This is a genomic window from Arthrobacter sp. 05L421, assembly GCF_056397785.1.
The window spans coordinates 1-12868 of record NZ_JBFTOC010000015.1 but is presented as its reverse complement, the minus strand read 5'-3'; the positions used below and the strand labels follow the sequence as shown (position 1 = coordinate 12868).

Here is a 12868-nt window from a genome sequence, read left to right as displayed (position 1 = left end):
GGAGCGGGCTAACTTGCCACGGGCCGCTGACGTGAAAGAATAATTTCACAGTATCGTCGGCGGCTGCGGCCGGCCGGCAGTATCCATCTTCTTCTGGAGGCCCCTTTGCCCGGTATGAACCTGACCCGCGCCGAAGCCCGCGAGCGCGCCGCCCTGATCGACGTCGACTCCTATGAGGTCAGCCTTGACCTGACGCGCGGCGATAAAGTGTTCGGCTCCACCACTGCCGTGAAGTTCCGGGCCAAGCCGGGCTCGTCGACCTTCATCGACGCAGTGACCCACGCCGTGCACAGCGTGAGCCTCAACGGCCGCGAACTGGACCCGGCCGAGGTCTCCGACGGGATCCGCATCCAGCTCCCGGACCTGGCGGCCGAGAACCACCTGCTCGTGGTTGCCGACGCGCCCTACATGAACACCGGCGAAGGCCTGCACCGCTTCGTGGATCCTGTGGACAACGAGGTCTACCTGTACACCCAGTTCGAGGTCCCGGACTCGCGGCGCATGTTCGCCGTCTTCGAACAGCCCGACCTCAAGGCCAGCTTCACGTTCACCGTCACCGCCCCCTCGCACTGGGATCTCGTCTCCAACTCCCCCACCCCGGTGCCGGTTCCGACCCTCCCCGGCGAGGACGGGGGCGCCCGCTCCGTCTGGGAGTTCACCCCCACTCCGCGGCTCTCCTCCTATGTCACCGCCCTGATCGCCGGGCCGTACCAGTCGGTGCGCAGCGAGGTCACCTCGGCGGAAGGCCGGGTCACTCCCTTGGGCATCTTCGCCCGCAAGTCGCTCATGCAGTACCTCGATGCCGAGAACATCTTCGAGCTCACCCGGCAGGGCTTCGAATTCTTCGAGGCCCAGTTCGGCTGCCCGTACCCGTTCGAGAAGTATGACCAGCTCTTCGTGCCCGAGTTCAACGCCGGTGCCATGGAAAACGCCGGGGCGGTCACCATCCTGGAAGGCTACGTCTTCCGCGGCAAGGTCACCGACGCCCAGGTGGAACGCCGCGCCATCACCGTGCTGCACGAGCTCGCGCACATGTGGTTCGGTGACCTCGTGACGATGCGCTGGTGGAATGACCTCTGGCTCAACGAGTCCTTCGCCGAGTACATGTCCCACCTGGCCGCCGTGGAGAACACCGAGTTCGACCACGCCTGGACCACCTTCGCCTCCGTGGAGAAGTCCTGGGCGTACCGGCAGGACCAGCTGCCCACCACCCACCCGATTTTCGCCGAGATCAACGACCTCCAGGATGTCGAGGTGAACTTCGACGGCATCACGTACGCCAAGGGCGCCTCGGTGCTGCGCCAGCTCGTGGCCTGGGTGGGCCCGGAGGAATTCATGTCCGGGGTGCGCGAGTACTTCAGCAAGCACGCCTGGCAGAACACCGAGCTCAGCGACCTCATGGCCGAACTCGAGAAGGCCAGCGGCCGTGACCTCGAAAAGTGGGGGCAGCTCTGGCTGGAGACCGCCGGCGTCAACACCCTGACGCCGGAGATCTCGGCCAACGCGGACGGCACCATCGGCTCCTTCGCCATCGTGCAGTCGGCGATCGAGAGCGAGCCGACGCTGCGCCCACACCGCCTGGCCGTCGGCTTCTACAACCTCAACGGGGCCGGCAAGCTGGAGCGCGTGCACCGGGTGGAGCTCGACGTCGACGGCGAGCGCACCGACGTCCCGGCCCTGGCCGGCCTGGCCCAGCCGGACCTGGTCCTGCTCAACGACGACGACCTCGCCTACGCCAAGGTCCGCCTGGATCCGAAGTCGCTCGCCACCGCGACGGCCCACCTGAAGGACTTCAGCCAGAGCCTCCCCCGCACCCTTGTCTGGGGATCGGCCTGGGACGCGGCGCGCGACGGCGAATCCCCGGCCCGCGGGTACGTGGACCTGATCCTGGCCAACATTGCCGAGGAATCCGATTCCTCCGTGATCCTGGTCCAGCTCCGGCAACTGGCCACCACGCTGACCTTCTATGTGGCCGAGGAGCACAAGGAGGCCACGGCCGTGGCCGCCACCGATAGGCTCTGGGATCTCGCCTCGTCCGTGCCGGCAGGTTCGGACGCCCAGCTGCAGTTCGTGAAGTCCTACGCCCTGCTGGCCCGCAGCGCTGGCCAGCTGGACACGGTGTCCGGGCTGCTGGACGGCTCGCTCACCCTCGACGGGCTGAGCGTGGACCAGGACCTGCGCTGGGAGCTGCTGGCGTCCCTCGTGGCAGGCGGCCGCGCCGGGCAGGAACGGATCGACGAGGAACTGGGGCACGACAACACCTCCAACGGCCAGAACGCGGCGGCCCTGGCCAAGGCCGCCATCCCCACTCCGGAAGCCAAGGCCGAAGCCTGGGAGTCGATTGTGGTCAAGGGCGATCTGTCCAACGCCCTGCAGGGCTCCGCGGTGGCCGGTTTCACCCGGGTCCTGGACACGTCCCTGCTGGAGCCGTACGCCGAGAAATACTTCGAAGCCGTCCCGGGCATCATGGCCAACCGCACCCACGCGCTCGCCTCGCAGATCGTCGTCGGGCTCTACCCGGCCCAGCTGACCACGCAGGCCACCGTGGACCGGACGGATGATTTCCTGGCCTCGCTTCCGGAGGACAGCTCGGCGCTGCGCCGGATGATGCTGGAGAACCGCGACGGCGTGGAACGCTCCCTGCGGGCCCGCCAGGCCGACGTCGACTAGGAAAGTCACCGTTGCCCCGGCAATCCTGGAACCCCGGCGCCGCCCCCGTGCGGCGCCGGGGTTCCGGCGTTCTAGGCTGGAGTCATGAGCCTTGACGAACACCGCTACGCACTGACCGTCCGCTGGACCGGGAACCTCGGGGCCGGGACCTCCACGTACCGCGGCTACTCACGCGACCACGACGTCGAGATCCCCGGGCTGCCGGTGTTGCGCGGCTCCGCCGATCCGACCTTCCACGGGGACCGGGAGCGCTACAACCCCGAACAGCTGCTCCTGGCCGCGCTCTCGCAGTGCCACATGCTCTCCTTCCTGCACGTGGCCGTGAAGCACGGGGTGGTGGTGACGGCCTATGAGGACCGCGCCGAGGCCCTGATGCGGACCAACCGGGACGGCAGCGGGCAGTTCGAATCCGTCACGCTGAAGCCCAGGGTGACCCTGGCGGGACCGGCGGCCCCGGATCTCCTGGAGGAGCTTCACGTCGAGGCCAACAAGGTCTGTTTCATCGCCCGCAGCGTCAATTTCCCGGTACTGCACCAGCCCACGGCCGTGGTGGAGGGCCAGGCGGACTGACCACGTTCCGCCTGACCACGTTCCGCCTGAACACGTTCCGCCGGGCCCGTCAGCCGCGTCGGCCGGGCCCGGCTGAGGCCTCTGCTCTGTACTCGGCCACGATCCGGCGTTCCGTCTCCGGGCTCATCCCGGCTTTGCGTTCGCGGCCGAGCCCGCGGCGGCGTTCGTCCTCCAGCGTGTCCCGCAGGGTGTCCATCCAGGGCCGGATGTGCAGTCCGGCCGCCCGGGCAGCGTCATTACTGCGGGCCGCGAAGCCCTCGTGGCCTGGCGGCAGCCACAGCGGCAGCGAGTCCGGACCGGCCCAGTAGTTCGCGCCGTGGGACGCCAGCCAGTCCCCGGGGGCGACAACCGCCTCCGACTCGGCGTCGGCGAGTTGACGCGTTTCCTCCAGGTAGGCGGCAAAGGGAACCGGCTCGCCGACGGCGTTCAGCGCCCCGGTGGTGCCGTTTTCGGCGGCGGTGAGGATCCAGGACGCGAGGTCGCGGACGTCGATGATCTGGGTGGCGTTGGCGGGGATGTCCGGAACCAGGACAGGATCGTCGTCCCGGGCAAAACGGGCCGGCCAGTACCCGTAACGGTCGGAGCCGTCCCCGGGTCCGCCGATCAGGCCGGCGCGGCAGAGGTGCGCCGTGTCCCCTGCCAGTTCCCGGGTCCAGTGCTCGATCGCGGACTTGGCTTCCCCGTAGTTGTCCATCGTCAGTTCCGTGCCCGGAGCCAGCGCTGGGAGCAGCTCAGCGTCTTCGGCGGCGCCGGCCACAGAATGGTCCGCGTAGACCGAGCAGCTGGAGATGAAGGTCCAGTGCCGGGCCGAGCCGGCCAGCGCCTCTAGCGCCTCCCGCGCCTGGTCAGGGTCCCGCGAAACGTCGACGACGGCGTCCCACGCGCCGCTGCCGGCGGCCCCCTCGTAGGCGGCCTTTCCCTGCGTGCGGTCCGCGCGCAGCCAGGCGGCGCCGTCGGGCGGTGCGGAGGCCGTGCCACGCGCGAGACAGGTGACGTCGTGGCTGGCGGCCAAGGCCTGCCGGGCTATTTCGGCTGAGAGGAAGGCGGTGCCGCCAAGGACCAGGATGCGCATGGGGCCACGCTACGGCGCTAATGTTGACGTAGACCAGAGTGTTATGCGCCCGGCGAACGCCGGCCGCCTATCCGGATGCCCAGCCCCGCTGGCGGCAGCCGGGGACGAAGCAACAAGGAGTTTTCCCCCACCGATGATCAGCCTGACCACCATCGAACCAATCACCGCTCAAGAAATCGCCGCCGTCAATCTGCCGGGCGCCCTGATAGCCCTGGGGATCGGCGTCGCCGTGTGGCTGCTGGCGTCCTTCGTGATCGCCGGAATCACCAAGCGTGTCGCCGAGGGCAGCACATTCTTCAAGAAGCGGCATTTCCGCTGGGTGTCCCCCGCTCTGCGGGCACTGGACCACGAGCGCCGGGTCCAGCGGGCCCACACCATTGGCGCACTGCTCAACAGCGTTGTCGGCGTCCTGGTGGCCGTCCTCACCATCGTGTACGTGCTCAAATACCTGAACGTGGACATTGCACCGCTGCTGACCAGCGTCGGTATCCTCGGTATCGCCATCGGCTTCGGCGCCCAGCAGCTGATCCGCGACTTCCTGGCCGGCATCTTCATCACGCTCGAGGACCAGTACGGGATCGGCGATGTCATCGAAACCTCCGAGGTTGTGGGCACGGTGGAGGCCATGAACCTGCGGATCACGCGCGTCCGCGCGGATGACGGCACCATCTGGTACCTGCGCAACGGCGAAATCCTGCGCGTGGGCAACCGTTCCCAGGGCAATTACATCGCGCCGTCTGCCCTGCCGGCCGAAGAGGCCGATGCCACGCCCCAGCAGCAGGCCGGAGAATAGAGCCATGACGATTCCCAGCGCCGGCGAACCACGCCAGCCCAGGCAACTGCTGCAGAACGATCCGTTCAGCCAGCCCGGCTACACCGACAACTTCTATGACGCCGTGGGTGGCCACAAGACTTTCGTGAAGCTCGTCGACGTCTTCTACGACGGCGTCGCGACCGATGCGCTGCTGCGCGCCATGTACCCGGAAGAGGACCTCGGCCCGGCCAAGCGGCGCTTCCTGATGTTCCTGGAACAGTACTGGGGCGGGCCCACCACCTACGGCGAGGAGCGCGGGCACCCCCGGCTGCGGATGCGCCACATGCCGTTCCGGGTGACGCCGGAGGCCAAAGAACGCTGGCTGTTCCACATGCGCGCCGCGGTGGACGCCCTGGAGCTGCCGCCGTTGTACGAGGGAACGCTCTGGGACTACATGGAGCGGGCGGCCCTGTCCATGGTGAACAGCCCGTCGGAGGCCTGAGCGCGGACGGTGTCTGGAGCTTGCCTGAAGCTTTTGCTGAAGCTTCCTAGAGACCCGTGCCGGTCCGGACCAGCACGTGGCCGCGGGTGCCGCTGAGCCGGAACCAGCGTCCGGCCCGGTACAGCCTTTGTTCGCCGTCGAACAGGAAGCCCAGGGTCAGCCCGGCGAAAGCGGCGCCGGCCGGCAGGCCGCCGGCGTCGGGCAGTTCCCGGCCCCAGACCGTGGCCCGGGCGTTGTTGACGATCAGCGCCCCCGGCTTGTCCGGGATGAGCGCGGCGATCTCCCTGATGCCGGCCTCGGCGGCGGCCCGCAGTTTGCTGTCCTGAACGGTGCCGAGCAGTTCCCAGCCGGCCCGCGGCGCCCCGATCCCGGCCCACGACTCGCTGACGGTCACCGGCGGGACGGGAAGTTCGACGTCGTGCTCCCCCGCCCGCGCCAAACGGTCCAGCACGGCGGACAGCGGCACTGTCACGTCAGTGTCCGCCGGCTGTGCCAGCGCCATGGTCCGCAGCCCCAGGATGGTGGGCGTGGATTCACCCAGGAGCCGGGGCCGCAGGACGCAGACGTAGGCGGCCAGGACCGGGCCAGCGGCCTGGAGCCGGATGGCGCCGTCGTCAATGGACTTGGCGCGCGTGGCGAAGGTGCGCAGGTCATCGAGATCGCGGGGATCGGAGAACTGCAGGGGCTGGGTTAGGACATCAGACACACTACCGACTCTACCGGCTGCGCTTCTTTGGAGCGGCGCCCCATTTTTGAGCAGTGTCACAGTGCCGTCTAGAGTCAGACCATGACTGAAGCCGAAGCCGGACTGGGGCTCCCGACCCAGAACCCCACCTCCTCGCTCATCCAGCTCCTCAACCTCGGCGAGCTCGAGGGCGCGCGGACGGACGAGGACATCTTCATGGGTCCCTCCCAGCAGCAGCCCGGGCAGCGCGTCTTCGGCGGCCAGGTGCTGGCGCAGTCCCTGATCGCCGGCAGCCGCACCGTCGACCCGGACCGCAGTGTCCACTCCATGCACGGGTACTTCCTCCGCCCGGGAGACGCCAACCAGCCGATCACCTTCGGGGTGCAGCGCCTGCGCGACGGCCGGTCGTTCTCGGCCCGCCGCGTCCACGCCTACCAGGACGGCATGCCCATCCTGTCGATGATCGCGTCCTTCCAGGCCGAGGACGAGGGGATCGAGCACCAGTCCGAGATGCCCGCCGGGATCCCGGACCCTGAATCGTTGCCCAGCACCGCGGACCTGCTGGGCCAGGTCGACCATCCCGTGGCCCGGCACTGGGCCTACGAGCGGCCGTTCGATATCCGCCACGTCGATCCCGCGCTGTATGTCTCGGCCAAGGGGCCCAAGGAGGCACGCAACGCCGTCTGGATGAAGACCTTCGGCCCCATGCCCGACGACGCCGGCCTGCACCGGGCCGCCCTGGCCTACGCAAGCGACTACACCCTGCTGGAGTCCGTCCTCCGCAGGCACGGGATGAGCTGGATTACGCCCGGGATGTCCGTGGCGAGCCTGGACCACGCGATGTGGTGGCACCGGCCGGTCAGGGTGGACGACTGGCTCCTGTACGTCCAGGAGTCCCCCAGCGCCCAGGGCGCCCGGGGCCTCGCCACCGGCAAGATCTTCAGCCGGGACGGCCGGCACGTCGCGACGGTGGCCCAGGAAGGCATGGTCCGCGTCCCGAACGACTTCAAGAACACCGTGAACGGCGCCGTGCGGGCCGCCGTCTAATCCAGAGTGCTGCAGCACCAGATGCGCAAGGCCGAGCGTAGCTAGCTCGCCCGTCCGCTGGCCGGCACGAAGACTCCCAGGGCACACAAAAGCCGGCTCCTCACGCTGAACTGCAGCGCGGGGAGCCGGCTTTTTCGTGGCGCTGTAAGCCTTGCGGGCTTAGTCGCGGGTGAGGCGGCGGTGCGTGACGCGGTGCGGCTTGGCCGCGTCCGGGCCCAGGCGCTCCACCTTGTTCTCCTCGTAGGACTCGAAGTTGCCCTCGAACCAGTACCACTGGGACGGGTTCTCCTCGTCGCCTTCGTAAGCCAGGATGTGGGTGGCCACCCGGTCCAGGAACCAGCGGTCGTGCGAGACCACCACGGCGCAGCCCGGGAATTCGAGCAGGGCGTTTTCGAGGCTGCTGAGGGTTTCGACGTCGAGGTCGTTAGTCGGTTCGTCGAGCAGCAGCAGGTTGCCGCCCTGCTTGAGGGTCAGCGCCAGGTTGAGGCGGTTGCGCTCACCACCGGAGAGCACCCCGGCCTTCTTCTGCTGGTCCGGGCCCTTGAAACCGAAGGCGGCCACGTAGGCGCGGGACGGCATTTCGACGTGGCCGACCTGGATGTAGTCGAGGCCGTCGGAGACGACTTCCCAGAGGGTCTTGTTCGGGTCGATGCCGCCACGGCTCTGGTCGGCGTAGGAGATCTTGACGGAATCGCCGATCTTCAATTCGCCGCCGTCGAGCGGTTCCAGGCCCACGATGGTCTTGAAGAGCGTGGACTTGCCGACGCCGTTGGGGCCGATGACGCCGACGATGCCGTTGCGGGGCAGGGTGAAGGACAGTCCGTCGATCAGGGTGCGGTCATCGAAGCCCTTCTGGAGATCCTTGGCCTCCAGCACGAGTCCGCCGAGGCGCGGTCCCGGCGGGATCTGGATCTCTTCGAAGTCGAGCTTGCGGGTGCGGTCGGCCTCGGCGGCCATTTCCTCGTAGCGGGCCAGACGGGCCTTGGACTTGGTCTGGCGTCCCTTGGCGTTGGACCGGACCCATTCGAGTTCCTCAGTCAGGCGCTTGGCCTGCTTGGCGTCCTTCTTGCCCTGGACTTCCAGGCGGGCGCGCTTCTTCTCCAGGTACGTGGAGTAGTTGCCCTCGTACGGGTAGAGGTGGCCGCGGTCCACTTCGGCGATCCACTCGGCCACGTGGTCGAGGAAGTACCGGTCGTGGGTGACGGCGAGGACGGCGCCGGGGTAGCTGGAGAGGTGCTGCTCGAGCCACAGCACGCTCTCGGCGTCGAGGTGGTTGGTGGGCTCGTCGAGGAGCAGCAGGTCCGGCTTCTGGAGCAGGAGCTTGCAGAGGGCGACGCGTCGGCGCTCACCACCGGAGAGCAGGGTGACGTCGGCTTCCGGCGGCGGGCAACGGAGGGCGTCCATGGCCTGTTCCAGCTGGGAATCGAGGTCCCAGGCATCGGCGGCGTCAATCGCTTCCTGCAGCTGACCCATTTCCTCAAGGAGGACATCGTAGTCAGCGTCGGGGCTGGCCATTTCCTCGGAGATCTCGTTGAAGCGCTGGATCTTGCCGATGATTTCGCCGACGCCTTCCTGGACATTGCCCAGGACAGTCTTGTCTTCGTTCAGCGGCGGCTCCTGCAGGAGGATGCCTACCGAGTAGCCGGGGCTGAGCCGGGCCTCGCCGTTGGAGGGAGTGTCCAGGCCTGCCATGATCTTCAGAATGGTGGACTTACCGGCACCATTCGGGCCGACAACGCCAATCTTGGCCCCCGGGAAGAAGGACATGCTTACGTCGTCAAGGATGAGTTTTTCGCCGACAGCCTTACGGGCCTTGGTCATTGTGTAGATAAATTCCGCCATGCCTACAAATCTAGTGGTTCGGCCGGGATAACTCACATTCCATAAGCCGCGATGCGCCCCCGGGACGGCCCGGTTGCCGCTGCCGTTGCCGTTGCTGTCGCTTCATTGGCCCCGGCTGCACCGGCCGCCGTGCCCGGCCGTTCCCGGCCATGGACGGATCGGTTCAGTCCTGGACGCCCACGAGGCAGCCGCCCGAGGCCAAGATCGGCACCACGCTGACGGCGACGCTGCCGTGGCGGATCTGGGCAACGACGCAACTCCTGCCATCTCGCACACCGGCCTCGACGGCGTCGGCAGCCAGGCCCGTGGGTGTCCGGCTGGCGGTGACTTCCACGTCGCCGGCTGGGATCCCGGCGTTGACCAAAGACTCGCGGATGCCCGCTGTTTCGGGCTGGCCCCCGCCGCGGACGGCGGTGTCCAGGACCGACTCGACCTTGGATTTCATGTCGGGCCCGGATGTCCCGGCCCCGCCGCCGCGCGCCTGCCCAGCCGGGGGTGGGGAAGCTGCGGAAGTCGCGCCTTCAGAATGCCCGGCTCCAGAGGCCTCGACTCCGCTGCCGCCGGTCGGCGTCGCCCCAGCAGAAGCGTTGGGGAGAAGCACGAGCAGGAGCACGAGCAGGAGCGGCACGACGGTTGCGGCCCCTGGAACTTTCCTGCCGCCGCGGCGGCGTTGGGCCCCGCCCGTGGCGGTAGTAGCCGCCCCCGGTTCCGCAGCGGCGGCCGCCGCGGGTCCTGCGCCGATGCTGGCATGTTGCATCCGGCCATCTTGCCACGCTGTGGTGCCCGGTCCGGCGTCCTGGGTATGGTCCACCGGCCCACGGGATTCAGGCTGCGGCCCCTTTCAGTTCGCCGGTTTCCTGGTCCACCTCCTCTTCCTCGCCACTCGCGTCACTGATGAAGGTGGCACGGGGCCCGCCGTCGTCATCCCCGCCAGCATCACCGTCTGTGTCCCCGGCTGTATCCCCTGGCTGGGTCTGGGGTCCGCCGTCATCGCCGTCCCCACTACCGGGTGCACCAGGGGCACCGGAGCCGGCGGCCGCCTGGATTCCGGTTCCGGATGAGCGGATGAAGTTGGCAGTGCCCCACATGAGGTCGTGGCCGACTGACTCCGCGTTAATTTCGGCGTCGTGGTAGACCCTGCCGTCCTTTTCCCAGCTGCGCATCTTCAGCCGGCCAACCACGATGACCCGCTGGCCTTTCTTGATGCTGCAGCCGATGTTGCCGGCCAGTTGCCGGTATCCCTGGACAGTGAACCAGTTGGTGTTGCCGTCCACCCAGGTGCTGGAACCGCGGTCGTAACGGCGCTCGGTGGCGCCGAACCGGAAGGACGCCGTGGCCACGCCACCGGGGGTGGTTGCGCTTCTGATCTCCGAGGCGACGAAGCCACGGACCGTAATGTTGTCGCTCATTCTCATGTCCTGTCTCGAATTGTCGTGCCCAGCCGGGCAGTTCCAGCTTCCCGCCGCGGGCCGCCGCCGGGGAGGGCCCGGCTGTGCCATGTGGAAAACTTCCTGCAGTGGCGATGGTGGTGTGTTGAATGGTCCGGGCCGCAGGACCGGCCACCGTCCAGGGTTGACCGGTTGACCCCCACCGGCCGTCCGGCACTGTAAACTTTTTGAGGCGTCCCCCGGCAGCGGCCGGTGGGTGCCACCGTGCCCCAGTAGCTCAGGGGATAGAGCAGCGGCCTTCTAATCCGCCGGTCGGGGGTTCGATTCCCTCCTGGGGCACAAGAGAGCGGCTCTGACCTGCGACAACGCAAGGGTCAGGGCCGCTTCCCATTTCAACCAGAACGTCAGATCCACTTGTTGTGCTTGAACGCCAGGAACAGGATCCCGCCCATGACCACCATGAGTCCGAGTGCCATCGGATAACCGAAAATCCAGTCGAGCTCAGGCATTGCGCGGAAGTTCATGCCGTAGATCGACGCGATCAACGTCGGCGCGAACAGGATCGCAGCCCACGACGAGATCCGCTTGACTTCCTCGTTTTGGGCGAAGCTCGACTCCGTCAGGAGCCGCATTTCGTCGTTCTGCCGCTGCGCCACAAGGGCTGCGTTGACGGCCAACGCATTTTGCAGCAAGGCACGGAAGGCAGACACCCGCTCCCCCAGCCTGATGGCGTGATCCAGGACGTCGCGGAAATGGTCCTGCAGTTCGGGGTTCGGCACCCCGTCCGGTCCGCTGCCCATAAGGGCCTGCAGGATTCCAGCCAGAGGGGCCGTCGCACGCTGGAACGTGATGACCTGGCGGGAGAGCTCATAAATCCTGCGCGACACCCCTGGATCGGCGGCGAACAGGTCATCTTCGATTTCATCGATGTCGTTTTCCAGCCCCGCGGCCACCGGCTCATACTCGTCCACCACCTGGTCCAGAATCGCGTACAAGACCGCATCCGGACCGAGCGCCAGGAACTCCGGCTCGGACTCCATGCGCCGGCGCACCCGGGCAAGATCGGGAGACTCTGCCCGGCGGACCGTCACCACAAAGTCCGGCCCGGCGAACACATGGATCTCGCCGAACTCGACCTTCTCCACTTCGTCCAGATAGCGGGCGGGCCGCAGAACCAGGAACAAAGTTTCGCCATAGTGTTCCAGCTTGGCGCGCTGGTGGCCGGCGAGCGCGTCCTCCACGGCCAGGTGGCTGAGGTCGAATTCCTCGGCCACCGAGCGCAGCTCATCAGGCTCCGGCCGGTACAGCCCGATCCAGGCCATGCCCTGGCGCTGCCGCAGGAGAAAATAGGTCTCCTCGAGGCCTTCCGGGTCGGCGGTCCGGTGACCGTCCACGTAGACGGCGTTATCAATAATGGTCACGGCCGCGCCTCCTCTTCAAGGCAATCCCTTGGCTGTGACGTTATACCGTGCCCGGGCCGGTGCCAACAGGCCGCCCTGGCCCACAACCGCCTTCGGATTGCCGGGGACAATGAGAGCGCGACGGCGCTCGCCCGGACCCCGGCCGGCAAAGTTTCCGGCGTGGGCGGTGCGTCCGACCGGCGCGCCCAACTGCCAGGCCACTCCAACCCATCAGCACGCTTAGTATTGAATGGACCGGGAGGCCGCAAGAGAATGTCTATGCGCCCTGCCCGCAATCGAAAGGTACGGCCGCTATGACCGAGACACCCCGAAGCTTCGACACCAACAATGCCGACGACGCCCTGACCACGCAGCCCCCGGGCGCCGCTGACGCCACGTCCGGGACAGGTTCCGGGACCTCCGAGGTTGAAACATCCCGTTCAGGGGTGCCCGCGGCGCGCACTGAAACTTCCCGTGCAGACGTACCGGCGCCGGCCCCCGCCCCGGAAGCCCGCCAAGTCACCCGCGCGGGAATGGTCTGGGCCGCGGTTGCCTGCGCGCTGGTGGTGCTCATCGTGCTCATCGCCTTCATCCTGCAGAACCAGGAATACGTGCAGGTGAAGTTCTTTGGCCTCGAAGGATCGGTCCCGCTCGGCATGGCACTGTTCATCGCGGCCGTCGGCGGCGGCGTGCTGGTCGCCATCGCCGGAGCCGCCCGCATCATCCAACTGCGGCTCGCCGCGCACCGTGTCCGCCGCCAGGCCAGCGGCACCAACCTCCGTGGGTAATACAGCTGATATGTAGGAGTTCTTTGTCAAGAGGGCAAGGGTGAGCGGTCCAAGGCTGGTTTGTCTTGGACCGCTCTTTTGTGTCCGTTCCCTGGCCTGATCTGGATGGCTGGCGCGTCGTGAACGACGGCGCTGTCAGACTGATATGCG

General features: G+C 67.5%; 12 protein-coding genes and 1 tRNA gene. 7 read left to right on the top strand and 6 right to left on the bottom strand.

Features of this window, described 5'->3' with window-relative positions; translation table 11 throughout:
• Window positions 1-114: 114 nt before the first annotated feature.
• Both pepN and AC1DKQ_RS16210 read left to right on the top strand, forming a co-directional pair.
• Window positions 115-2670, top strand: a complete 2556-nt coding sequence (pepN, locus tag AC1DKQ_RS16215; protein WP_476885116.1) for an aminopeptidase N — start codon at window positions 115-117, stop codon at window positions 2668-2670.
• A gap of 84 nt (window positions 2671-2754) precedes the next feature.
• A complete protein-coding gene (locus AC1DKQ_RS16210) occupies window positions 2755-3240 on the top strand; it encodes an OsmC family protein (RefSeq protein WP_476919576.1) in 486 nt (161 codons plus the stop codon).
• A 49-nt stretch (window positions 3241-3289) separates the two neighbouring features.
• Here AC1DKQ_RS16210 and AC1DKQ_RS16205 read toward each other — a convergent pair whose 3' ends face one another.
• Window positions 3290-4312, bottom strand: a complete 1023-nt coding sequence (locus AC1DKQ_RS16205; protein ID WP_476919575.1) for an NAD-dependent epimerase/dehydratase family protein — start codon at window positions 4310-4312, stop codon at window positions 3290-3292.
• A gap of 133 nt (window positions 4313-4445) precedes the next feature.
• Here AC1DKQ_RS16205 and AC1DKQ_RS16200 point away from each other — a divergent pair, with 133 nt between their 5' ends.
• Together AC1DKQ_RS16200 and AC1DKQ_RS16195 are read left to right on the top strand one after the other, a co-directional pair.
• Window positions 4446-5105 carry a mechanosensitive ion channel family protein gene (locus AC1DKQ_RS16200; protein WP_476885113.1) on the top strand — a complete coding sequence of 220 codons (660 nt, stop codon included), beginning with the start codon at window positions 4446-4448 and terminating at the stop codon, window positions 5103-5105.
• A 4-nt stretch (window positions 5106-5109) separates the two neighbouring features.
• Window positions 5110-5568, top strand: coding sequence for a globin (locus tag AC1DKQ_RS16195; protein WP_476885112.1), 459 nt, complete (start codon window positions 5110-5112; stop codon window positions 5566-5568).
• A 46-nt stretch (window positions 5569-5614) separates the two neighbouring features.
• Here the strand turns inward: AC1DKQ_RS16195 and AC1DKQ_RS16190 are convergent, their stop codons facing one another.
• The gene (locus AC1DKQ_RS16190) at window positions 5615-6274 is read right to left on the bottom strand and encodes a DUF8185 domain-containing protein (RefSeq protein ID WP_476919574.1); all 660 of its coding nucleotides are present in this window, start codon (window positions 6272-6274) and stop codon (window positions 5615-5617) included.
• An 81-nt stretch (window positions 6275-6355) separates the two neighbouring features.
• Between AC1DKQ_RS16190 and AC1DKQ_RS16185 the strand changes: the two genes are divergently transcribed.
• The gene (locus AC1DKQ_RS16185) at window positions 6356-7300 is read left to right on the top strand and encodes an acyl-CoA thioesterase (protein ID WP_476885110.1); all 945 of its coding nucleotides are present in this window, start codon (window positions 6356-6358) and stop codon (window positions 7298-7300) included.
• Window positions 7301-7459: 159 nt separating this feature from the next.
• On the opposite strand, the gene ettA is transcribed toward AC1DKQ_RS16185, so the two are convergent.
• The 3 genes from ettA to AC1DKQ_RS16170 all read right to left on the bottom strand — a co-directional run bounded on the left by ettA (window position 7460) and on the right by AC1DKQ_RS16170 (window position 10551).
• Window positions 7460-9142 (bottom strand): energy-dependent translational throttle protein EttA, encoded by a 1683-nt coding sequence (ettA, locus tag AC1DKQ_RS16180; RefSeq protein WP_476885109.1) that lies wholly within the window; start codon window positions 9140-9142, stop codon window positions 7460-7462.
• A 163-nt stretch (window positions 9143-9305) separates the two neighbouring features.
• Window positions 9306-9899: a DUF6993 domain-containing protein gene (locus AC1DKQ_RS16175; protein WP_476885108.1), complete on the bottom strand. Its 594-nt coding sequence runs from the start codon at window positions 9897-9899 to the stop codon at window positions 9306-9308.
• A 67-nt stretch (window positions 9900-9966) separates the two neighbouring features.
• Window positions 9967-10551, bottom strand: a complete 585-nt coding sequence (locus AC1DKQ_RS16170; protein WP_476885107.1) for a single-stranded DNA-binding protein — start codon at window positions 10549-10551, stop codon at window positions 9967-9969.
• Between the two features lie 245 nt (window positions 10552-10796).
• Between AC1DKQ_RS16170 and AC1DKQ_RS16165 the strand changes: the two genes are divergently transcribed.
• Window positions 10797-10869 (top strand) — tRNA-Arg (locus AC1DKQ_RS16165).
• A gap of 65 nt (window positions 10870-10934) precedes the next feature.
• Here AC1DKQ_RS16165 and AC1DKQ_RS16160 read toward each other — a convergent pair.
• Complete coding sequence (locus AC1DKQ_RS16160) at window positions 10935-11951, bottom strand: magnesium and cobalt transport protein CorA (RefSeq protein ID WP_476885106.1); 1017 nt, start codon at window positions 11949-11951, stop codon at window positions 10935-10937.
• A 293-nt stretch (window positions 11952-12244) separates the two neighbouring features.
• Here AC1DKQ_RS16160 and AC1DKQ_RS16155 point away from each other — a divergent pair, with 293 nt between their 5' ends.
• On the top strand, window positions 12245-12718 hold the full coding sequence (locus AC1DKQ_RS16155) for a LapA family protein (RefSeq protein ID WP_476885105.1): 474 nt from the start codon (window positions 12245-12247) through the stop codon (window positions 12716-12718).
• Window positions 12719-12868: the final 150 nt, after the last annotated feature.